The organism is Actinomycetospora sp. CA-053990 (genome assembly GCF_050948445.1).
Classification (GTDB): Bacteria; Actinomycetota; Actinomycetes; order Mycobacteriales; family Pseudonocardiaceae; genus Actinomycetospora; species Actinomycetospora callitridis.
The window spans coordinates 4,022,250-4,045,667 of the sequence record NZ_CP192043.1; the positions used below are offsets into that span (position 1 = coordinate 4,022,250).

23 protein-coding genes are annotated in these 23,418 nt (G+C 73.0%); 13 read left to right on the forward strand and 10 right to left on the reverse strand.

The genetic code is table 11. The features are described 5' to 3' along the window. Positions 1-130 precede the first annotated feature (130 nt). Positions 131-1,099, reverse strand: coding sequence for an aldo/keto reductase (locus ACQPYN_RS20715; protein WP_433026951.1), 969 nt, complete (start codon positions 1,097-1,099; stop codon positions 131-133). A 161-nt stretch (positions 1,100-1,260) separates the two neighbouring features. On the opposite strand from ACQPYN_RS20715, the gene ACQPYN_RS20720 reads away from it, so the two are divergent. From ACQPYN_RS20720 to ACQPYN_RS20740, 5 genes are all read left to right on the forward strand, one after another. Then, complete coding sequence (locus ACQPYN_RS20720) at positions 1,261-2,034, forward strand: SDR family oxidoreductase (protein WP_433026954.1); 774 nt, start codon at positions 1,261-1,263, stop codon at positions 2,032-2,034. Between the two features lie 165 nt (positions 2,035-2,199). After that, on the forward strand, positions 2,200-3,024 hold the full coding sequence (locus ACQPYN_RS20725) for an SH3-like domain-containing protein (protein ID WP_433026957.1): 825 nt from the start codon (positions 2,200-2,202) through the stop codon (positions 3,022-3,024). 40 nt (positions 3,025-3,064) lie between these two features. Then, the gene (gene scnC, locus ACQPYN_RS20730; RefSeq protein ID WP_433026960.1) at positions 3,065-3,787 is read left to right on the forward strand and encodes a thiocyanate hydrolase subunit gamma; all 723 of its coding nucleotides are present in this window, start codon (positions 3,065-3,067) and stop codon (positions 3,785-3,787) included. Between the two features lie 16 nt (positions 3,788-3,803). Next, the gene (locus ACQPYN_RS20735; RefSeq protein ID WP_433026963.1) at positions 3,804-4,166 is read left to right on the forward strand and encodes a hypothetical protein; all 363 of its coding nucleotides are present in this window, start codon (positions 3,804-3,806) and stop codon (positions 4,164-4,166) included. Between the two features lie 63 nt (positions 4,167-4,229). Then, on the forward strand, positions 4,230-4,745 hold the full coding sequence (locus ACQPYN_RS20740) for a GtrA family protein (protein WP_433026966.1): 516 nt from the start codon (positions 4,230-4,232) through the stop codon (positions 4,743-4,745). A 25-nt stretch (positions 4,746-4,770) separates the two neighbouring features. On the opposite strand, the gene ygiD is transcribed toward ACQPYN_RS20740, so the two are convergent. Together ygiD and ACQPYN_RS20750 are read right to left on the reverse strand one after the other, a co-directional pair. Then, entirely contained in the window at positions 4,771-5,664 is an 894-nt protein-coding gene (ygiD, locus tag ACQPYN_RS20745; protein ID WP_433026969.1) for a 4,5-DOPA dioxygenase extradiol, read from the reverse strand. A 110-nt stretch (positions 5,665-5,774) separates the two neighbouring features. Further along, a complete protein-coding gene (locus ACQPYN_RS20750) occupies positions 5,775-6,242 on the reverse strand; it encodes a hypothetical protein (protein WP_433026971.1) in 468 nt (155 codons plus the stop codon). A 141-nt stretch (positions 6,243-6,383) separates the two neighbouring features. Here ACQPYN_RS20750 and ACQPYN_RS20755 point away from each other — a divergent pair, with 141 nt between their 5' ends. Then, positions 6,384-7,934, forward strand: a complete 1,551-nt coding sequence (locus ACQPYN_RS20755) for a PucR family transcriptional regulator (RefSeq protein ID WP_433026974.1) — start codon at positions 6,384-6,386, stop codon at positions 7,932-7,934. Between the two features lies 1 nt (position 7,935). On the opposite strand, the gene ACQPYN_RS20760 is transcribed toward ACQPYN_RS20755, so the two are convergent. Then, on the reverse strand, positions 7,936-8,259 hold the full coding sequence (locus tag ACQPYN_RS20760; protein ID WP_433026977.1) for a DUF3040 domain-containing protein: 324 nt from the start codon (positions 8,257-8,259) through the stop codon (positions 7,936-7,938). A 36-nt stretch (positions 8,260-8,295) separates the two neighbouring features. After that, positions 8,296-9,555 (reverse strand): NAD(P)/FAD-dependent oxidoreductase, encoded by a 1,260-nt coding sequence (locus ACQPYN_RS20765; RefSeq protein WP_433026980.1) that lies wholly within the window; start codon positions 9,553-9,555, stop codon positions 8,296-8,298. 207 nt (positions 9,556-9,762) lie between these two features. On the opposite strand from ACQPYN_RS20765, the gene ACQPYN_RS20770 reads away from it, so the two are divergent. Together ACQPYN_RS20770 and ACQPYN_RS20775 are read left to right on the forward strand one after the other, a co-directional pair. Then, positions 9,763-10,254: a GreA/GreB family elongation factor gene (locus tag ACQPYN_RS20770; protein WP_433026983.1), complete on the forward strand. Its 492-nt coding sequence runs from the start codon at positions 9,763-9,765 to the stop codon at positions 10,252-10,254. 213 nt (positions 10,255-10,467) lie between these two features. Beyond that, positions 10,468-13,191, forward strand: coding sequence for a LuxR C-terminal-related transcriptional regulator (locus ACQPYN_RS20775; RefSeq protein ID WP_433026986.1), 2,724 nt, complete (start codon positions 10,468-10,470; stop codon positions 13,189-13,191). A gap of 37 nt (positions 13,192-13,228) precedes the next feature. Here the strand turns inward: ACQPYN_RS20775 and ACQPYN_RS20780 are convergent, their stop codons facing one another. Together ACQPYN_RS20780 and ACQPYN_RS20785 are read right to left on the reverse strand one after the other, a co-directional pair. Next, positions 13,229-14,395, reverse strand: a complete 1,167-nt coding sequence (locus ACQPYN_RS20780) for a serine hydrolase domain-containing protein (protein WP_433026989.1) — start codon at positions 14,393-14,395, stop codon at positions 13,229-13,231. 77 nt (positions 14,396-14,472) lie between these two features. Then, positions 14,473-16,086 (reverse strand): flavin-containing monooxygenase, encoded by a 1,614-nt coding sequence (locus tag ACQPYN_RS20785; RefSeq protein WP_433026992.1) that lies wholly within the window; start codon positions 16,084-16,086, stop codon positions 14,473-14,475. Positions 16,087-16,471: 385 nt separating this feature from the next. On the opposite strand from ACQPYN_RS20785, the gene ACQPYN_RS20790 reads away from it, so the two are divergent. Beyond that, positions 16,472-16,966 carry a hypothetical protein gene (locus ACQPYN_RS20790; RefSeq protein WP_433026995.1) on the forward strand — a complete coding sequence of 165 codons (495 nt, stop codon included), beginning with the start codon at positions 16,472-16,474 and terminating at the stop codon, positions 16,964-16,966. 54 nt (positions 16,967-17,020) lie between these two features. On the opposite strand, the gene ACQPYN_RS20795 is transcribed toward ACQPYN_RS20790, so the two are convergent. Both ACQPYN_RS20795 and ACQPYN_RS20800 read right to left on the reverse strand, forming a co-directional pair. Further along, positions 17,021-17,545, reverse strand: coding sequence for a MarR family winged helix-turn-helix transcriptional regulator (locus ACQPYN_RS20795; RefSeq protein WP_433026998.1), 525 nt, complete (start codon positions 17,543-17,545; stop codon positions 17,021-17,023). Between the two features lie 437 nt (positions 17,546-17,982). After that, the gene (locus ACQPYN_RS20800; protein ID WP_433027001.1) at positions 17,983-18,867 is read right to left on the reverse strand and encodes a universal stress protein; all 885 of its coding nucleotides are present in this window, start codon (positions 18,865-18,867) and stop codon (positions 17,983-17,985) included. A gap of 174 nt (positions 18,868-19,041) precedes the next feature. On the opposite strand from ACQPYN_RS20800, the gene ACQPYN_RS20805 reads away from it, so the two are divergent. Further along, positions 19,042-19,647, forward strand: coding sequence for a hypothetical protein (locus tag ACQPYN_RS20805; RefSeq protein WP_433027004.1), 606 nt, complete (start codon positions 19,042-19,044; stop codon positions 19,645-19,647). After that, positions 19,644-20,555, forward strand: coding sequence for an MIP/aquaporin family protein (locus tag ACQPYN_RS20810; RefSeq protein ID WP_433027007.1), 912 nt, complete (start codon positions 19,644-19,646; stop codon positions 20,553-20,555). Before ACQPYN_RS20805 ends, ACQPYN_RS20810 begins: the two co-directional genes overlap by 4 nt. Before the next feature lie 96 nt (positions 20,556-20,651). Here the strand turns inward: ACQPYN_RS20810 and ACQPYN_RS20815 are convergent, their stop codons facing one another. Beyond that, entirely contained in the window at positions 20,652-21,227 is a 576-nt protein-coding gene (locus ACQPYN_RS20815; RefSeq protein ID WP_433027011.1) for a TetR/AcrR family transcriptional regulator, read from the reverse strand. Positions 21,228-21,377: 150 nt separating this feature from the next. On the opposite strand from ACQPYN_RS20815, the gene ACQPYN_RS20820 reads away from it, so the two are divergent. Both ACQPYN_RS20820 and ACQPYN_RS20825 read left to right on the forward strand, forming a co-directional pair. Beyond that, positions 21,378-22,415 carry an LLM class flavin-dependent oxidoreductase gene (locus ACQPYN_RS20820; protein ID WP_433027014.1) on the forward strand — a complete coding sequence of 346 codons (1,038 nt, stop codon included), beginning with the start codon at positions 21,378-21,380 and terminating at the stop codon, positions 22,413-22,415. A 42-nt stretch (positions 22,416-22,457) separates the two neighbouring features. Beyond that, on the forward strand, positions 22,458-23,297 hold the full coding sequence (locus ACQPYN_RS20825; RefSeq protein WP_433027017.1) for an LLM class F420-dependent oxidoreductase: 840 nt from the start codon (positions 22,458-22,460) through the stop codon (positions 23,295-23,297). Positions 23,298-23,418 lie beyond the last annotated feature (121 nt).

The window sequence follows — 23,418 nt, forward strand, 5'->3', positions numbered from 1 at the left end:
CCCTCGAGTCTGCGCGCGGGCGCAGTCGACCGACTGCCCCTCCAGCGCGTCGACCCGGGGTCCGAGGGGCGAACGCGATCGTCACTGTGTCGTCGCCCGAGGCCTGAGGGTTACCGACGGGGACCGCGCCTCACCGCTCGATGAGGCGCATCTGCTCCTCGGTGTGGTGTTCGCCCTCGGCCGGGGGCAGCGTGTCGAGGCGGCTCCGCTGCTCGTCGGTGAGCTCGACGCCGTCGGCGGCGGCGTTCTCCTCGACGCGGCTGACCCGCTTGGTGCCCGGGATCGGCGCGATGTCGGCACCCCGGCTCAGCAGCCACGCGAGGGCGACCTGCGCCGGGGTGGCGCCGGCCTCGGTGGCGACGGCCTGGACCTCGTCGGCGAGGGCCAGGTTGCGCCGGAAGGCCTCCCCGACGAACCGCGGGTTGTCCTTGCGGAAATCGTCGTCGGCGAAGTCCTCGATCGAGCGGATCTGCCCGGTGAGGAACCCGCGTCCCAGCGGCGAGTAGGGCACGAGACCGATCCCGAGCTCGCGCAGCAGCGGGAGGATCTCCTCCTGGTCGCGGGTGAACAGCGAGTACTCCGACTGCAGCGCCGTGATCGGGTGGGTGGCGTGGGCGCGGCGGATCGTGTCGGTCCACGCCTCCGACAGGCCGATGTGGCGGACCTTGCCGGCCCGGACGAGCCCGGCGACGGCGCCGACGGTCTCCTCGATCGGGGTGCCCGGGTCGACGCGGTGCTGGTAGTAGAGGTCGATGTGGTCCACGCCGAGACGTCGCAGCGACCCCTCGACCGCCGCACGGACGTTGTCCGGGCTCGAGTCGGCGCCCTGTCCGCCGGTGTGGGAGATCAGGCCGAACTTGGTGGCCAGCACGACCTCGTCGCGCCGGCCCCTGATCGCGCGGCCGACCAGCTCCTCGTTGACGTACGGGCCGTACACCTCGGCGGTGTCGATCAACGTGATGCCCAGGTCGAGGGCGCGGTGGATGGTGCGGATCGACTCGTCGTCGTCGCTGCCGGCACCGGTGTAGCCGTGGGACATGCCCATGGCTCCCAGGCCGATGCGGCTGACCTCGAGGTCGCCCAGCTTCGCGGTCTTCACGGTGTGGTCCTCAGGGTGTCGGGGCGGCTGTCCACGCGCTCGACGGTACGAGCAGCGCGCGGCGCGTGGGGGCCCTGGTGTCACCCCGCACGGGCTGGACGCCGACGCCTCGACCTGGCCGACTGACCCCGACACGGTCGGACGACGGGAAGGCAGCGGACATGGATCTGGGCATCGCGGGGCGGACGGCACTCGTCTGCGCCTCCACCTCGGGCCTCGGCCTCGCGACGGCGGCGGCCCTGGCCCACGACGGCGCGACGGTGGTCGTCAGCGGGCGGTCCGACGAGCGCGTCCGCGAGGCGGCGTCGGGGCTGCCCGGCGCCGTGGGGATCGCGGTGGACCTCGTCGAGGAGGGCGGCGCGGAGCGGCTGTACGCGGCCACGGTCGAGCGGGTCGGCGAGCCCGACATCCTGGTGCTCAACGGCCCGGGGCCGGCGCCCGGCTCCGCCCGGGACGTCGGTCCGGACGGCATCCGCACGGCGATCGCGACCCTCGTCGCGCCGCACCAGGTCCTGCTGGACCGGGCGCTGCCCGGGATGATCGACCGCGGGTGGGGTCGCGTGCTGAGCATCAGCTCCAGCGGCGTGCAGGCCCCGATCCCCGGGCTCGCGCTGTCGAACCTGGGGCGCGCAGCGCTCGCCGGCTACCTCAAGACCCTCGCGACCGAGGTGGCGCCGGCCGGGGTCACCGTCAACTCGCTGCTGCCCGGGCGCATCGCGACGGCGCGGGCGGAACAGGTCGACACGGCGGCCGCGGAACGCACCGGCCGCTCGCGCGAGGAGGTCGAGGCGGAGGTCCGGGGCACCATCCCGGTGGGGCGGTACGGCGATCCCGCCGAGTTCGGCGCGGCCGCGGCGTTCCTCTGCAGCGCCCCGGCCGGGTACATCACGGGCACGGTGCTGCGCTGCGACGGCGGCATGCTGCCGACCCTCTGACGAGGCGGTGGCCGGTCGGCGGGTGGGTCCTGCGACCCGACAGCGTCGACCCACCCATCTGGCCGGTGATACAGCCCGATGGCGCGCTTCCCGAGCGGGGTGATCCACGTTACGCTCGGCTCGCGTTTGGACTAGTGGAGTGGGCCTTTCAGCGGGGTGACGGTCGTGGGCAATTCGGTCCTGGGCGATCTTTCGAGCCAGCTGCGCGTGGCGTTCCACCGCGTCCAGGACTGGGCGTATCCGGATCAGGTCGATCACGGCGCGTTCCGGGCCTACATGAAGACGCCCCACGACGTCGGCGGTGAGCCGGACCCTCCGGCCTTGTTCGAGGACAAGGAGGAGGAGCAGTGGGAGCTCAACACCTTCGTCACCTGTGAGGTCCTGGGCTGGCGGGGCATCTGGACCTCGGAGGAACGCCGGAGGATCGGCAACGTCGACCTCGGACGGACGAACTATCTCGGCCTGCCCTACTACGGCCGCTGGCTGTGGGCGATCGCCCGCTGCCTGGTCGAGAAGCGGCACATCACCCTCGGCGAGCTGATCGAGCGGGTGAGCGAGGTCCGGGATCGGTACGCCGGCGGCATCCACGGTCCCCTCGACGCCGCCCCCCGCACGACCGGGGACACCGAGGCGGTCGCCCGCAACCACCACCACGTGGACGCGGTCGGCAAGGGCGATCCGCAGTGCTTCGCCGACACGGCGGGCACGCCCGGGTTCGCGGTCGGTGATGCGGTGTCCGTGCGTGAGCTCCCCACGATCTTCTACACGCGCACCCAGGAGTACCTGAGGGGCGCGAGCGGAACGGTCGCCAAGGTCTCCTACGAGAGCCTGGCGCCGGAGGACGAGGCGTTCGACCGCGAGGACCAGGAATCGGAGTGGTTCTACATCGTGCGCTTCCGGATGGCTGACCTGTGGACGGCGTACACGGGCCCTCCGCACGACACGCTCCAGGCAGAGATCTCGGAGCGCTGGCTCCGACCGGCGGTCTAGCCCGCCGGCACGAGCCGCGGGGACGAGGAGGGGGACGGGGATGACGGACCTGGACGGGTCGGGGCACGACACGCACCAGCACGCCGGCACGGCACCGATGGTCGAGGAGGTCACCGACTTCGAGGTGCTGGAGATCGCGCTACGGGAGCTCGCCATCGAGAAGGGCCTGTTCACCGCGGAGGACCACCGGCGCTACACCGAGCACGTGGAGCAGCTCGAGCCGGCCGCCGGGTCGCGGTTCGTCGCCAAGGCGTGGCTCGATCCGGAGTTCCGGCGGCTGGCGCTCGACGACGCCATCACCGCGTCCCGCGAGATGGGCATCGACTGGCTCCACCCGACCGGGTTCGGCACCCCCAGCGACTTCACCGCGTTCGAGGTGCTCGAGGACACCCCGACGCTGCACCACGTGATCGTCTGCACCCTGTGCTCCTGCTATCCCCGCCCGATCCTGGGCATGTCGCCGGAGTGGTACCGGACGCCGAACTACCGTCGCCGCATCGTGCGGTGGCCGCGCCAGGTGCTCGCGGAGTTCGGCCTCTATCTGCCCGAGGACGTCGAGGTCCGCGTCGAGGACTCCAACTCGAAGCACCGGTTCATGGTGCTCCCGGTCCGGCCCGCCGGTACGGAGGGATGGAGCGAGGAACAGCTCGCGGAGATCGTGACCCGCGACTGCCTGATCGGTGTCGCCCTGCCCAAGCCGGGGGTGACCACGAACGCGGCCCGTCCGGTGCACGCCGCGCTCCGTCCGGTGACGAGCGACTAGTCCACGGGGACACGACATGACGACCGACCACGACATCGCCTCCGTCCGGGTCCGGACGCTGGAACACATCGTCGAGCACGACCAGGTCTGGGAGCGGATGGCCGCGGAGTACGGCGTCACCCAGGCGGTGCCGCCCTGGAAATCCAGCCTCGACGCGATGTGCGACGCGCTCGACGAGGAGGGGGCGGCGCTGCCCCCGCTCACCCGTCGCGACGACGAGGACCGTGTCACCCGCGAGGTGTACGCCTCGCTGCCCCACCCGGAGAACCAGCTCGTCGCCCTGGCCCACTCGTTGGTCGCCCGGAACGTCATCGACGAGACCGAGCTCGCCGCGCGCCTGAACGCGGTGCGCGCGCGACTCGACGCGGGCGGGGCCTGACCGGTCCCCGCGACTCGGCGGTGATCTCGGGAAGCGGCTCCGGCCCCGACGTACCGTGGGCGGGTGCCCGTCGTCCGTTCGTGCCGGCTGTGCTCGCAGGGGTCGCGGCCCTGGCAGGTGGCGCTGTGCGGCACCCGGGCCCGGCTGCACGGCGACGACCCGGCCGCTCAGCTCGTCCGCTTCGTCACGGTGGGCGTGATCAGCTCGCTGGTCTACTTCGGTCTGTTCCTGCTGCTGCGGCCGTTCGGCATCCAGCTGGCCAACCTCACCGGCGCCGTCGTCTCGTCCGTTCTGGCCAACGAGCTGCACCGGCGGCTCACCTTCCACGCCGAGGGACGGATCGGCTGGTGGACGGCGCAGTGGGAGGGCGGCGGGCTGGCGGCGGCCGGCCTGGTCGCCACCGCCACCGCCCTGGCGCTGCTCGAACCCGTGGTGAGCGATGCCTGGTGGGCGCAGCTGCTGCTCATCGCCGCGGTGACCGGCGCGGTCGGTTCGCTGCGGTTCGTCGTGCTCCGGCTCTGGGTGTTCTCCACCCACGCGCGCCGGACCACGACGCGGCACGAGCCCGAGCCGGCCTGATCCGGGCGCCTCGACCGGCTCGCCCTCAGATGTTCGAGGCGTCGGGCGGGAGCTCCGCCGGAGGCCGGGGCATGGCGTCCCCGCCGGACCCGCCCGCGCAGGAGGCGTCGAGGGTGTAGGCGGTCATCGACAGGGACCCGTACGCGTACCCGTCGACGAGGACGTCCATCGTCGGGTCGGCGCTCGCCCCGGCCATCCCGGCGAAGTACAGGGCCGGGATGAAGTGGTCCGGCGTCGGCACCGCGTGCCCGAAGTCGGCGTGGGCGTCGAGCGTGGCGAACTCCGTGGGCGCCGTCAGCATCCGCTCGCGCGAGACGTCGCTGAAGCGCTTCGCCCAGTCGTAGCCGTCGTCGGCGAGCGCCCAGTCCATCGCCCGCAGGTTGTGCACCACGTTGCCGCTGCCGATCACGAGCACACCGCGACGGCGCAACGGGGCGAGCTTCGCGCCCAGCTCGAGGTGGTAGTCGAAGGGCTTGTCGGCGTTGATGCTCAGCTGCACGACGGGGATCGAGGCGTCGGGGAAGGCGTGCAGGAGCACGGACCACGTGCCGTGGTCGATCCCCCAGCTGTCCACGTCGGCCCCGACCCAGGTCGGATGGACGATCTCGCTGATCTCGTCGGCGAGCTCGGGCAGCCCCGGTGCGGGGTACTGGACGTCGAAGAGCTCGGCCGGGAAGCCGTAGAAGTCGTGGATGGTGCGCGGTCGCGGCATGACGGTGACGGCGGTGGCGTTGATGTACCAGTGCGCGCTGATCACCAGGATCGCGCGCGGGCGCGGCACGGCGGCCCCCAGCGAGTGCCAGGCCGTGGTGTAGCGGTTGACCGCCAGCGCGTTCATCGGGTTCCCGTGCCCGAGGAACGCGGCCGGCATCAGCGTGTCCTCCGGTGCCGGTCCTGTCGTGGTGCCGGGGTCGACCATCGCGGTCCACCACCTTCCTGAGGCCCGTGTGGCCCGCTCGGTACTCCCCCACCCTGTCGACTCTTCCGCGCGGGCACATCCCGCGGACGGGCGCAGCGCTCGCCGCGCCGCTACGGCACGTCGCTGGGCTCGGAGACGAAGTGGGCGCTGCCGAGGAACACGAACTGGACGAAGCCGGCCAGGGCGATCACCACCGGCAGGAAGATCCCGGCCAGGTTCATGTCCCAGGCACCCACCGGGGCGTACACGGCACCGGCGGCGAACATCGCGGCGGCCAGGGCCGCCTTGGACACCGCGACGCGGCGCAGCCACGCCGGGTGGCGCAGGGTCACGAGGATCGCCAGGCCGACCGCGGCGAGGACCGCGAACTGGGGCAGGCCCAGCCGGACGCCGGCCACGGTCGCCGTGGCGGACTCCCCGGCGCCCAGGACGCCGAGGCCGACGCCGCCGAGCGCCAGCGCGAGGACGCCCTCCACCGCCATCGAGAACCGGGTCCGACGCGTGAACCGCCGGGCCTCCTCCTCGAGGTGGGCGGTGGCCATCGCCCGCACGTCCCGACCCGTCGCCACGGTCCCCATCGTCGCGCTCCTTCCCCTCACGTCGCACTGCTCGTCACGGGGCGGCCACGCCGCCCTCACCAGCGAGGATGCCGCGAGGTGCCGCCTCTCCGGTTGTAGAGTCGAACAATTCAGCGACCCCTCGTTGTCGGAGGAGGACAGATGATCACGTTGGATCGCCTCGTCAACGTGCTGGCCGGCAGCGGCGCCCGGCTCGCCGGCGGAGCCCGCGAGCGTGACGTCATGCTGCGGAGCCTGGTCGTGCACGACCCGACCGACCCGCGCACCGCCACCGGCGACGTCTTCCTGGCCGTCGGGGTCGACTCGACGGCGGAGGCGGTCGACCTGGCCGGGTCCGCGCGCGCGGCGGTGGTGCTCGTCCGCGCCCCGGCGCCGCTCGAACCCGCGATCTCCGCGACGGCCGAGCACGCGGGCATCGCGGTCGTTCTGGCCGATCCCGAGGTCTCGTGGAGCCACCTCACCGGGCTGGCCTACGGGCTGGTCCTCGAGGGCCGCGAGACCGAGTCGGGCCGGGGCCCGACCGACCTGTTCGCCCTGGCCGACACCCTCGCCGCCGCGCTCCGCGACTCCTCGGTCGTGATCGAGGACCAGCTCTCCCGCGTGCTGGCCTACTCGAGCTCCGACGACGTCGTCGACACGGTGCGCTCGCAGACCATCCTGGGGCGACGGCTGCCCGACCGCGTCCGGGAGCTCTTCGCCGAACGCGGGGTGTTCCGCCACCTCGCCGCCTCCGACGAGCCCCTGTTCGTCGAGCCCTCCGCGGCACACGGCTTCGGCGGGCGCATGGTCATCGCCGTGCGCGCGGGGCGGGAGCTCCTGGGCTCGTTGTGGGTCGAGACCGCCGTCCCCTTCGACGCCGCGCGCCGCCGGGTCCTCGAGGACGGCGCACGGACCGCCGCGCTGCACCTGCTGCGCTCGCGCGCGAGCGCCGACCTGGAGCGTCAGGTGGAGTCCGACCTGGTCACCCACCTGATCGAGGGCATCGGCGACGCCCCGGCCATGATCAGTCAGCTCGGGCTGCCCCGGCACGGGCTGCGCGTCGTGGCGCTGCAGGCCCACGTGGAGGACGAGCAGCACGCCGGGGTCCTGCTGGCCTTCGAGCACGTCACGACGGGCTTCGGCTGGTCCCGGCCCGGCCGCAGTGCCCTGTTCGCCCACACCGTCTACACCCTGCTCCCCGCCGGGGACGACACCGTCGAGGCCGCGCGCGACTGGCTGGCGGCCGTGCGCGGCGGTCTCCCCGCCCACGTGGGACTGGTGGCCGGGATCGGCGGTCCGGCCGAGGCCGCGCTGCTGCCGGCCAGCCGGCGCGAGGCCGACGAGTGCCTGGCCCTGCACGCCGCTCGTCCCGAGCTCCCGCCCGTGGCGTACGACGAGTCGTGGGACCGCATCGTGCTCCGCCGCCTGCGGGCCGTCACCGCCGCGGGCCGCATGCCCGAGCGCGGTCCGGTGGCCGAGCTCCAGCGCCACGACCGGCGCCACGGGACACACCACGTCGCGACGCTGCGGGCCTGGCTGGCCGCCCACGGGGACATCGGCGCCGCCGCGACGGCCCTCGACGTCCACCCGAACACCGTCCGGTACCGCCTGCGGAAGATGGACGAGGCCACTCCCCTCGCCACCGATCACCCCGACCAGCGACTCGCCCTGATCATCGCCCTCGCCGCGATGGACGAGGACCCGATCCCTTAGGTCACGTCCGCCCGGGCGGCGGTGTACCGGCCGCGCCGGCAGGGGCGCCCAGCAGCGGCGTCCGCCGGAGTCGGCGCAGGAGCCAGACCATGAGGGCGGTCAGCGCGGCGAAGAACACCGCAGGCCCCGGAGACTGCGCCACGACCATCAGCAGCGCGAGGGCCGCGAAGGCCACCGTCGCCACGGCGTGGAACGCCAGCTCGAAGGTGCGCTGCCGACGGGCCCGCCACGCGTACGTGGAGAAGGCCGTGGACCACCGCGGGTCGTCGGCGAGCAGATGGTTCTCGATGTCGAGCAACATCGCGCGTTCTCGGTCGTCGAGCATGTCGGGCCTCCCATCGGGCCTCGGGTCGGTCGGGGTTCAGCGCAGGGGATCGAACGGGAGCAGCGCGGTCGGCTGCTTCCCGGTGGTGATCTGTTCGGCCAGCAGGCGGCCGGTCACCGGCCCGAGCGTCACGCCCCACATCCCGTGGCCGCCCGCGACGTAGACGCCGGGACGGCGTGTGGCGCCCACGAGCGGGAGCGCATCGGTGGTGACCGGACGGGCACCCACCCAAGGACTGCTGCGCTCGTCCCAGCGGACCCCGGTGAGGAGGTCGCGGACCGAGGCGACGATGGCGTCGGCCCTGGTGGTGTCGGCCGGTCGGTCGGCCGCGCGGAACTCCATCGTGCCCGCCACCCGCAGGCGGTCCCGGTACGGCGTGCACGCGACGCGCGCCCCCGGCAGGTAGATCGGCCCGTGTACCGGGGCGTCGGTCGGCACGGTGAACGAGTAGCCGCGCCCGGCGCGCACCGGGACGCGCACACCACGGCCGCGGGCGAGCTCCCCGAGGTGGGCGCCGGTCGCGAGCACCGCGACGTCCGCGCCGACGGGCGGGCCCTCGTCCGCGGACACGAGGACGCGACCCCGGTCGACCCGGACCGCCGAGACGGCCATCCGGGACCGGATGGTGGCGCCACGCCGGACGACGGCGTGGGCCAGCTGGTCGACGAACCGCGCAGGATCGAGGAACCGCTGCCCGTCGACGCGCACCCCCGCCACGATGCGGTCCGAGAGCTGGGGACGCGCAGCATGCAGCTCTGCGCCGTCGAGATCGTGGACCGACACCGGCACGCCGACGGCCTCCACGAGGGCGAGCTCGCGCCGGAAGGCCGCGGCCGCCCGGGGATCCGAGAACCCCGCGACGATGGGGGACTCGACGTCCCCGACGTCGACGCCCTCGCCCGACAGCGTGTCGTAGGCCGCCAGGCTCTCGACGAGGAGAGGCAGGGAGGCCTCGAGCGCCCGGCGCCAGTGACGGGTGGTGCAGTGGGCGGCGAAGCGCAGCAGGAAGTGCCACAGCCGCGGGTCCGGCCGCGCGGGGACGCTGAGCGGAGCACGGGGATCGAACAGTCCCCGCAGCCCCTCCCCCAGCACGTGCGGCGACGTCAGCGGGAGCGCGAGCCCCGGCGACACCCACCCGGCATTGCCCCACGAGGCGCCGCTGCCGACCTCGTCACGGTCGACCACCGTCACGTGGACACCGCGGTCCTGCAGGAACCACGCCGTCGACAGCCCGACGACTCCCGCCCCGACGACGACCGCACTGCGCGGCGTGATGTCGCCACCGAACTCGGCCATGGCCGACCTCCCCACACTCCAGAGACGCCTCCGACGATGACCGAGACCGCGCGGGTATTCGTTGTCCCCTACGGACAACGATGCCGAGCTCGATTGACGGGATCGGACAACTCGCGCTCGCCACCGAGGCCGCACCCTGAGGACACGGAGACGGACTCGGCGCTCCGGCGACGTCACGCCGGGCAGCCACACAGGGAGGCGCGCATCGTGGGGACCGACGGCGGAGCGTGGCTGAGTGCGCAGGGCCATCAGCAGGCCCGCACCGAGCTCGAGCGGCTCCTGCTGAGCCACCGCGCAGCTCGCATGCGACTCGACGTCGACGACGACGCCGGGGCTGGTCACCGGTGGCGGGAACGGCGGATCCGCCATCTCCAGGAGCTCCTGCTCGGCGCGACCGTCGCCACCGCACCCGCGGACGACGGCATCGCCGAGCCGGGCATGGTGCTCACCGTCCGCATCGACGACGGCCCGGAGACGGAGACGTTCCTGCTCGCCGAGAGCAACGTCCCCACCCCCTCCGAGATCGAGGTCTCCTCGCCGGCCTCCCCCATCGGACGGGCCGTACTCGGTGCGCGCGACGGCGAAACCCGCACCTGCCGGCTCCCGGACGGGCACACGATCTCGATCACGCTCCTCGCCGCGAGGCCCTACGGCCGCCACGTCGCCGCGCTCGACGGGACGGGCGCCACCGAGGGGTGAGCGGGCGGTGGAGCACGAACCGCTCGCGGCACGCGGGGCAGGGTGACTACCCGATCGGGTGGTCGCTCGGCCCGGTCCCCTGACAAGGTGGTCGGGGTGGCACCAGCGCCGTGCGGTCGGGCGGTGCGGCTCGCGCGAGTCGGCGCCGGGGCCCGCGAAGCACCTCGGGGGTCACGGAGCCCCGCGCCGGGTGTGGGCGACGGAGGACAGTCGATGACGACCGAGCCGGAGGTCTCCCCGCCCGCCGCGCCACGACGGGCGCCCCGTGAGGCGTCCGCTCGATTCCGGGCGCCGACGCACGTGCACAACGTCATCGAACGGCGGCGGGTGCTCGCGGACCTGCGTCGTTCCGAACCGCGACGGCTCACGGTCATCCACGCCCCGGCCGGGTACGGGAAGTCGACGCTCGCGGTGCAGTGGCTGGCGATCCTGCAGGACGGCGGGGCCCAGGTGGCCTGGCTCGGCCTGCACGGCGACGACAACGACCCGCACTGGTTCCTGGCCCACCTGCTCGAGGCCGTGCGCCGGGCACTCCCGTCGGCGGCGGAAGCGATCGGCGATCTCGCGGCCCTGATCGAGCAGAACGCGGAGGACATGCAGGGCTACACGCTGTCGGCCCTCCTCGAGGTCATCGGCGACGTCGACGGCAGGTTCGTGATCGCGTTCGACGACTGGCACCTCGTCGACGACTCCGAGGCCCGCCGGGCGCTGGTCCACCTCCTCGACTTCGCGCCACCGAACCTGGCGGTCGTGCTCACCAGCCGTCGCCGGCCACAGCTGCCGTTGAGCCGGCTGCGCGTGCGGGGTCACCTGGTGGAGATCGACGCCGACCTGCTGCGCTTCGACCTCGACGAGACCCGGGAGTTCCTCGTCGAGCTCAACGGGCTGCGCCTCGACGGCGACGACGTCGCGCGGCTCTCCGCCGGCACCGACGGGTGGGTCGCCGCGCTGCAGCTGGCGTCGCTGTCGTTGCGGGACAGCGCCGACCCCGCCACGTTGATCCGCGGGTTCTCCGGACGTCACCACTCGGTGGGCGAGTACCTGGCGGAGAACGTGCTCGACGCGCTCCCGGCCGACGTCCTGGACTTCCTGCTGGCCACCTCGGTGTGCGACCGGCTCTGCGGCGACCTCGCGGGCGTGCTCGCGGGCCGGGGGGACGGCCAGGCGATGCTCGAGGAGCTCGAGAGCCGGGACCTGTTCCTGCGTCCGCTCGACACCGAACGGGAGTGGTTCCGCTACCACCACCTGTTCGCCGACTACCTCCGCCGTCGACTCGACCGCGACCATCCCGACCGGGTCGTCGCGCTGCACTCCCGGGCGTCGGCATGGTTCGCCGAGCAGGCCCTGGTCCCGGAGGCCGTGGCGCACGCGCTGAGCGGCGGCGACGTCCGGCGGGCCACCGACCTCGTCGAACAGCACGCGATGCCGCTCGTGGAGCACAGCCGGATGGTGAGCCTGCTGGGGCTGCTCGGCCGGCTGCCGTGCACCGCGGCCGACGACCGTCCCCGGCTGCTGATGGCCGTCGCGTGGGCGAACTGCCTCCTGCAGCGCAGCGCGGCCGCCCAGGCCTCGCTCGACGCCCTCCGACCCGCGCTGTCGGCCGCGGGGGCCTCCGAGGAGATGCGCAGCGAGGCCGACGTGGTGCAGGCGTGCATCGACGTCTACGGCGACCGCACCGACCGGGCCGAGCGACTGGTCGAGCACAGCCTCCGGTGCGCACGCAGCTACCGGCCGTGGGTCGTGGCGGTGGCGGCGAACATCCAGTCCTTCTGCGACATCCACGCGATGCGGTTCGCCCGCGCCCGCGAGTGGCAGTGCTGGGCCGTCCCGTTCCACGAGAGGACCACCGGCCCGTTCTCCGGCGTGTACGGCCGCTGCTTCGCCGGGATCGCCGCCCTCTCCCAGCTCGACATCCCCGAGGCGCAGGCGCAGCTCGAGGGCGCCGTCGTCCTGGCGCGGCGGTCGGCGGGGCGCCGCTCGCACGCCGCCCAGCTGGCCGGCGCACTGCTCGGGGAGCTGCACTACCTCCGGGGCGAGGTCGCCGAGGCCGAACGGCTGCTGGACGAGGGCGGCGAGCTCGGGGCCGAGAGCGGGGTCGTCGACTTCATGATCGCGAGCTTCGTGCTGTTGGCGCGTATCAGGGCCGGGCGCGGCGCGTCCGACGAGTCGGCGGAGGTGCTCGTGGAGGGCGCACGGGTCGCCGACCGGCTCGGGCTGACGCGGCTGCGGGCCGCCGTCGGCGCCGAGCGCGTCGTGCAGATGCTCGCGCGCGGCCGCATCAAGGAGGCGCATCGGGTGGCCCGCGACCTGCCGGAGGGCTCGTCGCGACACGACGGGATCGGCCTCCGGATCGATCAGTTCCGGACGTCGTCGCTCGCGGCGGTGCTCTCCGCCCAGGGTGAGCACGATCGAGCCGTCGCCCTCGTCGAGGACCTGGTCGCCGAGGCCACGGACAACGGGCAGGTGCGCGTCGCGGTCGAGCTCTCGATCCAGCTGACCGGGATCGAGCAACGCGCCGCCCGGTACCTGGCCGCCGAACGCACCCTGGCGGGCGTCCTCGACAGGATCGTCGCGGCGGGCGTCCCCCAGCTCGTCCACGAGGGCGGCCCGGACGTGCGGGCGGTCCTCGCCCGCATCGTCGGCCGACGGCGCGAGGGCGACGTCGACGACTCGCTCCCGCCCGCCGAGGAACTCGGTGCCCTGTTGGCGAACGCGCCGCCGCCGATCGGCCGGGCCTCGGCGGGGGATCTCAACGGCCGGGAGCTCGAGGTCGTCCGCATGCTCGACGTCGGGCGCAGCAACCAGCAGATCGCGCGCGCCCTGGGGGTCACCGTCAACACGGTGAAGTGGCACCTGAAGAACATCTTCAGCAAGCTCGACGTCGCCAACCGCGCGGAGGCGGCCTCCGTGGCGCGGCGAGGCGGGCTGTTGATCTGATCGGGGTCGGCCCCGGCGGACCGACCCCGATCACCCGTCACAGAGCGGCGTAGAGGGCCTGCTCGAACTCGCCGTAGAGCGCGAACGCCCCGGGCGAGACGAACGGGAGCGAGTTCGTGTAGATCGACGCGCAGATCCCGGTCGTGGGGTCCACCCAGAAGTGGGTGTTGAACAGGCCCGCCCAGGCGCCACTGCCCGCCCGTCGGCCGCCCGGCACGTCGACGGTGTTGAGCAGCAGCCCGTAGCCCCACTTCCAGCCGGGGCCTGCGTTGAACGAGCAGGTGGTCGCCGGATCGGCGGTGGGGATCTCGGGCGGGAAGTTCAGGGCACCGATCTGGTTGGTGAAGGCGTCCTCGACGCTCGCCTCGGAGAGGATCCGCTCGCCGTCGAGCTCACCGCCACGCAGCAGGGCCTGCTCGAAGCGGATGTAGTCGCGGGGGGTGGAGTAGAGCCCGTGGCCCCCGGCCCACCAGTCCGGGTCCTGCGGGAGCAGTTCGCCTGCCGAGGCCCAGCCGCCGTCCTCGCCCGGCACGTGGACGGTCACGGCGTTCCCGGTGCGTGCCGGGTCGAGCAGGAACATCGTGTCGGCCATGCCGAGCGGGCCGGTGATCTTCTCCTTGACCACCACGTCGAGGCCCTGACCGGTCACGGCCTCGATCACCTTCCCGAGCCAGTCGGTGTTGATGCCGTAGGTGAACCGGGCACCGGGATCGTGCAGCAGCGGGGCCTTGAACGCCCCGGCGCCACCGAGGACGTTCGGGGTGCCGGTGACCTGCTCGTAGCGGGCCAGGTCGGCGTCGAAGAACCAGTAGCCCAGGCCCGAGGTGTGGGTGAGCAGGTGGCGGACGGTCGCCTGGGTGCGCGGTGCCCGCATCCGTGGGGTGTCGCCGTCGAAGCCGTCGAGGACCTGGAGGTCGGCGAACTCCGGGCAGAACTCGGCGACGGGGGCGTCGACGTCGAGACGGCCGGACTCGCGGAGCTGGAGCGCCGCCACGGTCGCGACCATCTTGGTCATCGACATGATCCGGAACTGCGTCCCGGTGGTGACGGTGCCGCCCTGGCCGACGGTCGGGGCTCCGGCACCGCCCTCGTAGACGATGCCGTCGCGGTCGGCGGCGATGGCCGCGACCTGCGGCACCGCCCCGTCGTCGACCGCGGACTGCAGGACCTTGTCGAGGGCGCTGCTGTCGAGGGGCTTGCTCATGATCGGTCTCCGGTCTGCGGGCGCGCCGGTCCCGGGACCCGGGTGCGACGCGGAAGGGTGAGCGAGGAGGACGGGGCTCAGGTTCGGGAGAAGGTCGGGTAGCCGCCGGCGGCTTCCTCCTCGCACTTCTGGCGGTAGGTGCCGACACCCCCGATGTAGGACAGCAGCCGACGCGGCTTGCCCGGCACGTTCGAGCCGAGGTACCACGAGGTCGTCTTCGGGACGAGCGTCGCGTTGGCGAGCTCCTCGTGATGGGCCACCCAGGCGTCCTCGCCGTCCGCGGTCGGCTCGATGGTCGACTTCCCGTCGGCCTTGAGGTCCCGGATCGCCCCGCTGATCCACTCGGTCTGCTGCTGCAGGCAGGTGGTCATGTTGCACAGCGCCGCCGACGGGGCGAGGGGCACCGCGGTGGTCAGCAGGTTCGGGTAGCCGTGCTTGGCCAGGCCCATCGTGGTGCGGATGTCCTGCCCCCACTCCTCGGCCAGCGAGCGGTTGTCCCGGCCGCGGACATCGATCCGGGTCAGCGCGCCGGTGCCGGCGTCGAAGCCGGTGGCGAGGATGATCACGTCGAACTCGTGGAGGGTGCCGTCGGCGAGCTCGATCCCCTCGGGGCGGATCTGCGCGATCGGGTTGTCGCGGACGTTGACCAGGTCGACGTTGTCCTGGTGGTAGACCTCGAGGTAGCCGTTCTCCAGCGGCACGCGGTGGGTGCCGAACCCGTAGTCGGTCGGCACGAGGGTGTCGATGAGGTGCTGGTCGCCGCGAAGACGTGCACGCATCTTGTCGCGCACGAACTCCGAGACCGCCTCACTGATCTCGTCGACGAAGAACACCTCACCGAACCCGGCGAGCCAGAGCTTGAGCGACCCGTCCTGATAGATCTCCTCGAGGATCTCCTGGCGTCGCTCCGGGGAGCAGTCCGCCCAGGCGTGCTCGAAGTCGTACTCGAAGCCGGAGAACGTGTGCGGGATCGTGGCCTTGAGCTCCTCGAAGCGGCTCTTGTACCAGTCCTGTTCCTCCGGCCCGTAGGTCGGATTCTTCATCGGCAGCATGTACTGCGGAGTGCGCGCGAAGACCGTGAGGTGGCCGACCTCGGACGCGATGGTCTGGATGACCTGGATGCCGGTCGCGCCGACCCCGACGACACCGACGCGCTTGCCCTCCAGCTGCGGGCCCTCGGCGGGATAGGCCGACGTGAACACCAGCTGCCCGCCGAACGACTCGATACCCGGGATGTTCCGCAGGGGTGCGGAGAGCATTCCTGCGCAGGAGACGAAGAACTGGGTGTCGACGACGTCGCCCCGGTCGGTGTGCACGAGCCACCGGCCGCGACCCTCGTCGTAGTGCGCGGAGGTGATCCTCGTGCCGAACTGGATGTCCTTGCGCAGATCGAGCCGCTCGGTGATGTAGTGCATCCACCGCTCGATCTCCGGCTGGCCGGGGAACTTCTGGCTCCAGCTCCAGTCCTTGTAGAGCTTCTCGTCGAACAGGTACTGGTAGATGTAGCCCTCGGAATCGAAGCGCGCGCCCGGGTACCGGTTCCACCACCAGGTGCCACCGACGTCGCCGGCGGCGTCGAACGCCTTCACCCGCAAGCCCTGCTCGCGGAGCTGGTGGAGCTGGTAGAGGCCGGCCACGCCGGCCCCGAGCACCACGGCGTCCAGCTCGGTCACGACGGTGGCTGAGGTCATGTGTCGGTGCTCCTTCGTGGAATGGTCCGGCCTCGAAAGACCGAGGCGTGCGTCGCCGGGACGGCGCGCGTGGCGCGCGGGCGATCGCCGCAGCGGCCGCGCCGCGGTCCGGGAACGTCATCAACGGCGTGCGAGCCGTCGGCCTCGGTGCGGCCTCACCCGGAGCACAGGGCCCGCTCCACCGCCGGGAAGGTGATGCCGAGAACCCTGACACCGCCGCCGGGGACGAGACCCACCTACCTGGGTAGTGACCGAGGCCTTCGGCGGGTAGCGGAGCGAGCCGGGGTTCGGGGTCATGCCGATGTCCTGAGACACCACACGATCGGGCGCCGAGCACCGGTCCGAGCGAGCGCCCGGCTGGACGAGCCGTGAGCCTGGAGCCGGTATGAGCTGGCAACTGCTCCTGGAGTTCGTGGGCTCGACCGCGTACGGCGTGCTGTCCGCACTGATCCCGATCTTCAACAGCGAGATCTACATCGTGGCGTCACAGGTCGGGGGGTTCGCCGAAGAGGTCACGGCGGCCACCGGCTGCGCCCTCGGCCAGAGCCTCGGGAAGGTCGGCGTGGTCGTCGGGCTGCGGCGGGGCGCCACCTCCGGGTGGGTCCAGCGGATGCGCGACCGCCCCCGGAGACCGACCGGGAAGGTCCGGACGACGGTGCGAGGCTGGTCGGACCGCATGATCGAGCTCCTCGGTGAATCCCGGTGGGGAGTGGCGATCGTCTTCCTGTCGGCCTGCGTGTTCATCCCGCCGCTGTATCCGCTGACGCTCGCCGTGGTCAGGACGCGGATGTCCGTCGTCGCCTTCGGCCTGGCCGTCCTCGTCGGGCGGATGCTGCTGTTCCTGGCCATCGCCTTCGGGGTGTCGGCTCTGGTCCATTGATCGGCGGGTCGCACGCCCATCAGGAGCGGTCGCGCAGGCCTGAGCTCGCGCACGTCACCGTTCCGGGTCCGACGGCTCCTCGTGGCAGAACTCGTCGAGCGACTCGTAGGCACGGGCGAACCCCTCGGCACCCAGCAGCAGGGCGTCCCGCTCCTCCGGGCTCATGACCTCGGTGACGCGCTCCAGTGCCTTCGCCCGCGCACCCGCGAGATCGGAGAGGATCGCCCGCCCGGCGGGTGTGAGCTCGAGCCAGGTGGCGCGGCGGTTGTCGGCCGCGACCTCCCGTGTGATGAGCCCGGCCGCGGTCAGCCGGTCGCTGATGCGACTGGCGGTCGACGGGGGCACGCCGAGCGCCTCCCCGAGCGCGGTCACCTTGGCGCCCCCGAGGTGATCCAGCGACTGCAGCGCTCGGAGGTGCGACGGGGAGACGTTCTCCTCCATGGCACTGAGCACGCCGACGCTGAGCTCGAGCAGACCCCGCAGGGCGAGCTCCAGGCGATCGGCGAACGGCGCGCCGGCTTCGTCATGATCGACGAGGCCCGTCCCCTCCGCCACGGCGCTGCCGGCCGGCTCACCCATGCCCACATCGTCCCCATCGTGGTCTCTGAAGCGTCGGCCGCAGGCGCCCGCAGCCCCGGTCGTGCACCATGCACGATCATCACTCAGCACGGCAAGCGCACGTCCGAGCAGGGTCGCAGCGGCCCTCCGCGACCGCTGCGTCACCCGCGGACCTCACCGCGGGACCGTCCCCGACCGCGGACGCCGAGGAGGGCACGCGGTCGCTGCGGCGGTGCCGAGCAGGGCGCGACGGCGGACCGAGACCCATGTCCGCGGGTCGCGGCGCCACGCCTCCGCGTCGGACGGTCCGTGGGCGCCGCTGCCGGTCGCCATGACCAGGTGGAGGCGTCGGCGGGCAGGCCCCGTGGGACGTGTCGACGTGGCGGCGAGCCGGGCTCCGAGGTCGCGGTCGACCCGATGGGCCGTCTCACCCCGGAATCGTCACGCAGCACACGGCGTCACGCGTCCTCCTTCACCTGCCGCGCACCGCGGCTCGCCCAGACCTCGGCGACCCCGGGCGGCAGGACGGCGGTCGGGCAGCTCGCCATGCGCACCACCGTCTGGGTGGTCACGCCCAGGAACGACGCCGTGAGCGCCCCGTACCCCCGCGAACAGAGAACGATCATCCGGGCCTGCCGACGGGACACCTCCAGGATCGCCTCCGCCGCGTTCCCCCACACGACGGTCTCGTGCCGCGCGAGGTCGGGATGCCGATCGGTGGCTCCGGCGACGGCCTCCGACAGCCGCTGCCGGAGCGCCTGCTCGGCGGCCTCGGAGCCGCGACGGGCGCCCACGGCGATCGCCTCGAGCGGAGCTCGCCACCGCTCGGCGACATCGGCGGCCCAGGCCACGGCGCCGACCGACTCCCGGGTGCCGTCGACGTGCACCAGCACACTGCCGGAGTGCGCCGCGCCGGGATCCCAGATCTGAGGAACCAGCACGACAGGGCAGGCAGAACGGCCCACCGCGTGTCCGACGATGCGCCCGACCGTCAGATCCAGGTCGCCTGCGGCGGAGCGTGACCCCAGCACCAGGAGCTCGGCCCGCTCCGCGACGTGGACGAGTGCAGGGCCGGCGACGCCGGTGACCACGGACAGTCGGACCGGGACATCGGGGGCGGCGGCGACGGCCACGTGGCGGCCCTGCTCGAGCAGGGCCGCAGCGCGTCCCTGCGGCGCCTGGAGGACATGGTCGCGCCGCGACGGGGGGAGCACCTGGACGAGGTCGAGGCTCAGGTGGCGGCGATCAGCCTCGCGGGCCGCCCACCTGACCGCTCGCAAGGTCGCCGTGTTGCCGCCGACCCCCGCGACGATGCCGGTGGCCGGCTCTGTGCGGTCGATCATGTCCCACCGCCTCCTCGCATGCGGCACGACGACGTGACTCGAGGTCCTCGCCGCGAGGGCCAATGCTAGCACGACGTCTCTATCGCATATCACCCACGCTGCACGATCTCCACAATGAACGAGATGTGCGATGGTGAGTGGCCCAGGATCTGCGTATCGGAGGGAAGGCCGAGCATGGTTCTGAAGCGCCCGGCGGTCATGGGGCTGCCACGCCTGGAGATCGGCAAGCACGCGGGCCCCGAGCAGGGCGCGTGTCTGATGGAGTACGTGTCGGTGCTGGCCGGGCAGCGCTTCACCGACCGCCCTGCGTGCACCCCGGCCGCCGTGGCCGTCGTCGCGCGTCGCGTCAACGACGCCGTCAGCGATGGGGCCCGCCCTCGCCTGGCACGGTGGGCGCCCGAGCTCATCGGCGGCGGTCACCCGCGAGTCGGGCTCGACGACACCGTGGTGCTGTGCTGCACGGCGGCCGGGCTGGCCGTCGTGCCCGACGATCGCCACCTGTCGGCGATGCAGAGGCGGGCCCGCCGGCGGCTCGGCCACCCCTGGCTGCGGTGGCTGCGCCTGCCCGGCCACGCCGTCGTCCACGAAGCGTTCATCGCCGCGTCGGCGACGCTCGCTTCCCTGACGGCCGACGAGCGTGACGAGCGGCTGATCGGGCTGCTCGCGGAGGTGGTGCGCGCCGCCCGGGCCACGACGACCACCACCCGCCTCGTGAGCACGGCGGCTCCGGTCGCCACGGATCACGGGATCGACGCCCGTCGAGCGGGGGGACGGCGATGACGAGCCCGGGTCGTGACGTCGGCGTGCCGCGCATCCTCGCCGGGTTGGGCGGTGAGTGTCTGGCCGAGTTGCTCGGCACGTTCGTCCTGATCGCCTTCGGATGCGGATCGGTGGCGGTGGCGGTGGTGGGGCTGCCGGGCTCGGGCCGTCAGGCCGACGCCTTCGGTCCCGCCAACTGGCTGATCATCGCCTTCGGCTGGGGCTTCGCCGTGGCCTTCGGCGTCTACATCTGCGGCGGGGTCTCCGGAGCCCACCTCAACCCGGCGGTCACCCTGGCGTTCGCCCTCCGTCGAGGCTTCTCCTGGGCCAAGGTGCCTGCCTTCTGGGCAGCGCAACTCGTCGGAGCGTTCGCCGCCGCCGCGCTCGTCTACGCGGTGTACCGGCCCGCCATCAACGCCTACAACCTCGCCAACAACGTGCCCACGCGCACGACGTCCCTCGACACCTTCGCCATCTTCGCGACCTTCCCCGCCAAGTACTTCGGCGGCGGACTCGCCGGGCCGCTCCTGGACCAGATCGTCGGGACCGCCCTGCTGGTCGCGCTCATCGCCGCGTTGATCGACCGGCGCAACCAGGGCCCCACCGGCAACCTGGCCCCGCTGCTGATCGGCTTCCTGGTCGTGGCGATCGGCCTCACCTACGGCACCAACGCGGGGTACGCCATCAACCCGGCGCGCGACCTGGGGCCACGGCTCTGGACCTGGATCGAGGGATGGGGACCGCTCGCCTTCCCCGGTGCCGGGACGTACTTCGACCACTACTGGTGGGTGCCCATCGTCGGGCCCCTGGTCGGCGGAGCCGTCGGCATCCTCGTCTACGACGCGCTCATCGGTACGAGCCTCGACGCGCGAGCCAGAGCGGAGCAACGAGAAGTCCCCGAACCAGAGGTCGGGCGAACCGGAAACTGATCCGGTCACGGCGAGCGGGCTCGACCGGGAGCTCGCCGACCTGCTGGCCGCGCTCGACGTCGACGCCTCCGCGGTCCTGACATCCGAGGACGTCGGTCAGCCGGAGACCTTGTAGCCGTGTCGGAGGATGTCCCGTGCCCCGTCGGCCTGCTGGGTCCCCCGCGGGCCGGTCGAGCCGAGCCACGCCAGCATCGCGGCGCACCCCACGAGGTCGTGGGCGGTGACCTCCGGCCTCGCCACCCCGGCCTCCTGGGACTCGGTGAGGAACCTCGTGGTGGTGGCGATCATCTCCTCGCACGCGATGCCGAGCGGGGTCGGCTGCCCACCCTCCAACGCGCCCACCAGCGGGCCGGACAGGCCGCGGTAGCTCGCGACGTGTCTCTCCACCTCGCCCAACCAGGCGTCCAGCCGCTTCGCGACCCCGACCTCACGTGCGATGCGCTCGCCGGCCGCGCGGAGCTCGTCGTTCTCGACCCGCAGCACCTCGGCCACCAGGCAGTCCCGGTCCGGGAAGTGTCGGTAGAGCGTCCCCGGACCCACGCCGGCCTCCCGGGCGATGGCCTCCAACGAGGTCGTGACGCCGTGGAGCCGGAGGTGCCGCCGGGCGACCGCGACCAGCAGCTCGCGGTTGCGCCGCGCGTCGGAGCGCATCGGCCGGTCGGTGTCCGGCATGCGCGTTCTCCCCTGCCGTCCGCCGTCCACCCGCCGTGGGTGGCCATTGTGGGCAGGTTACCGGAGGCAGCCTCCGTGTACCGTAAGTGGAGGGAGCCTCCGCTCGGGTGGGCGCGGCTCCGAGCCCATCATGACCACGAGAGGACCGCCGTGGCGACGTCCGTCCCGCTCTCCCTGTTGGACCTGGCCCGGGTCCGGCCCGCCGAGACCGCTGCCGAGGGTGTCGCCCGCAGCGTGCGGCTGGCGCGCACCGCCGACGACCTCGGCTACCACCGGCTGTGGGTCTCCGAGCACCACAACATGCCCGGGCTCGCGTCGTCGGCGACGTCGCTCTACATCCAGCACCTGGCCGCGAACACCACGAACCTGCGCGTCGGGTCCGGCGGGATCATGCTCCCCAACCACTCGCCGCTCGTGATCGCCGAGCAGTTCGGCCTGCTCGAGACGCTCTTCCCGGGACGGATCGACCTCGGGCTCGGCCGGGCGCCCGGGACCGACGGAGCGACGATGCAGGCCCTGCGTCGCGATGCCGCGGCCTCCGAGCACTTCCCGGCCGACATCGTCGAGCTGCACGGCTACCTCACCGGCGAGACCACCGTCCCCGGGGTGCAGGCCTACCCGCACCACGCGGGCGGGGTCCCCCTCTACATCCTCGGCTCCTCGCTCTACGGCGCCCAGCTCGCCGCCCACCTCGGGCTGCCGTACGCGTTCGCCTCGCACTTCGCGCCGGAGGCCCTCGTCGAGGCGGCCACGATCTACCGGGACCGCTTCGACGCCTCCCGGTCCCTCGCCGGCCCCGACGCGACACCGCACTTCATCGCCGCCGCCAACGTCGTCGCCGCCGACGACGCCGAGACCGCCACCGCGCAGTACCGCCGGACCGAGCTGGAGTGGCTGCGCTCGATCCTGGGCCGCGGCCGGGATCTGTCCGACGAGCAGCTCGTCGAGCTCCGCGAGCACCCCGCCGGGCGCCAGGTCCTCGGCATGCTCGCCCGCACCCTCGTGGGCACCGGGCCCGAGGTCGTCGCCGGGCTCGACGCGCTGGCCGCGGAGGTGCGGGCCGACGAGCTCATGCTCGTCAACGCCGCGGTCGACGAGGACCAGCAGCACCGCACCCTCGAGCTCCTCGCCCCGCACGGGGGCCGAGAGGTCCGCGGCGAGGCTCCCCTGGTGGCCTCGGCGGTCTGAGCTGCACGACGGTCACGACCCCGACATCAGGAGGTAGCGATCATGGCGATGGAACTGGGCCGGTACGGCATCTGGCAGAGAGCGGGTCAGCTCGACCCACAGCTCGCCCGGGCGGTCGAGTCGCTCGGATTCGGCACGATCTGGATCGGCGGCTCCCCTCCCGGGGATCTCGCCCTCGCCGAGTCGCTGCTCGACGCCACCGAGCACCTCGTGATCGCCACCGGCATCGTCAACATGTGGTCCACCCCGGCCGACGAGGTCGCCGCCTCCTTCCACCGGCTCGAGGCGAAGCACCCCGGCCGCTTCCTGCTCGGCGTCGGCGTCGGCCACCCCGAGGCCACCAGCGACTACACCCGCCCCTACGCCACGGTCGTCGAGTACCTCGACGCCCTCGACACCGCCGAGGTCCCGGTCTCGCGCCGGGTGCTCGCGGCCCTCGGCCCGAAGGTCCTGCGGCTCGCCGCGGAGCGCGCCGCGGGCGCGCACCCCTACCTCGTTCCCCCCGAGCACACCCGCCGGGCCCGCGAGATCCTCGGCGACGGGGTCCTGCTCGCCCCGGAGAACAAGGTCGTCCTGCACCCCGACCCCGATACGGCGCGCGGGATCGGCCGCCCCGCCGTACAGAAGCCCTACCTGGGGCTGCGAAACTACGTCAGCAACCTCGAGCGTCTCGGCTGGACCGACGCCGACATCGCCGACGGCGGCAGCGACGCCCTGATCGACGCCCTCGTCGCCCACGGCGAGCCGGACGCGGTCGCGGCGCGGCTCGACGAGCACCTGCAGGCCGGCGCCGACCACGTCTGCGCCCAGGTCCTGACGGCGAAGGGAACCGACCTGCTCCCCGACCTGCGCCGCCTGGCCGACGCACTCCGGCTGAGCTGACCACCGGCGGAGCAGGCCCGGCCGCCGACCCGGGATCGTCGAGGACCTGACGCGACAGGACCGCCGAAGACACCGAAGCGGACCCCGCCCGGCAGGCTCGCCGTCCTGGTCGGCTCGTCGC

Coding starts and splice junctions, on each gene's coding strand:
- ACQPYN_RS20720 (WP_433026954.1), top strand. CDS start 1,261: ATGGATCTGGGCATCGCGGGGCGGACGGCACTCGTCTGCGCCTCCACC.
- scnC (WP_433026960.1), top strand. CDS start 3,065: ATGACGGACCTGGACGGGTCGGGGCACGACACGCACCAGCACGCCGGC.
- ACQPYN_RS20735 (WP_433026963.1), top strand. CDS start 3,804: ATGACGACCGACCACGACATCGCCTCCGTCCGGGTCCGGACGCTGGAA.
- ygiD (WP_433026969.1), bottom strand. CDS start 5,664: ATGGTCGACCCCGGCACCACGACAGGACCGGCACCGGAGGACACGCTG.
- ACQPYN_RS20750 (WP_433026971.1), bottom strand. CDS start 6,242: ATGGGGACCGTGGCGACGGGTCGGGACGTGCGGGCGATGGCCACCGCC.
- ACQPYN_RS20755 (WP_433026974.1), top strand. CDS start 6,384: ATGATCACGTTGGATCGCCTCGTCAACGTGCTGGCCGGCAGCGGCGCC.
- ACQPYN_RS20760 (WP_433026977.1), bottom strand. CDS start 8,259: ATGCTCGACGACCGAGAACGCGCGATGTTGCTCGACATCGAGAACCAT.
- ACQPYN_RS20765 (WP_433026980.1), bottom strand. CDS start 9,555: ATGGCCGAGTTCGGTGGCGACATCACGCCGCGCAGTGCGGTCGTCGTC.
- ACQPYN_RS20775 (WP_433026986.1), top strand. CDS start 10,468: ATGACGACCGAGCCGGAGGTCTCCCCGCCCGCCGCGCCACGACGGGCG.
- ACQPYN_RS20780 (WP_433026989.1), bottom strand. CDS start 14,395: ATGAGCAAGCCCCTCGACAGCAGCGCCCTCGACAAGGTCCTGCAGTCC.
- ACQPYN_RS20785 (WP_433026992.1), bottom strand. CDS start 16,086: ATGACCTCAGCCACCGTCGTGACCGAGCTGGACGCCGTGGTGCTCGGG.
- ACQPYN_RS20790 (WP_433026995.1), top strand. CDS start 16,472: ATGAGCTGGCAACTGCTCCTGGAGTTCGTGGGCTCGACCGCGTACGGC.
- ACQPYN_RS20795 (WP_433026998.1), bottom strand. CDS start 17,545: ATGGGTGAGCCGGCCGGCAGCGCCGTGGCGGAGGGGACGGGCCTCGTC.
- ACQPYN_RS20800 (WP_433027001.1), bottom strand. CDS start 18,867: ATGATCGACCGCACAGAGCCGGCCACCGGCATCGTCGCGGGGGTCGGC.
- ACQPYN_RS20805 (WP_433027004.1), top strand. CDS start 19,042: ATGGTTCTGAAGCGCCCGGCGGTCATGGGGCTGCCACGCCTGGAGATC.
- ACQPYN_RS20810 (WP_433027007.1), top strand. CDS start 19,644: ATGACGAGCCCGGGTCGTGACGTCGGCGTGCCGCGCATCCTCGCCGGG.
- ACQPYN_RS20815 (WP_433027011.1), bottom strand. CDS start 21,227: ATGCCGGACACCGACCGGCCGATGCGCTCCGACGCGCGGCGCAACCGC.
- ACQPYN_RS20825 (WP_433027017.1), top strand. CDS start 22,458: ATGGCGATGGAACTGGGCCGGTACGGCATCTGGCAGAGAGCGGGTCAG.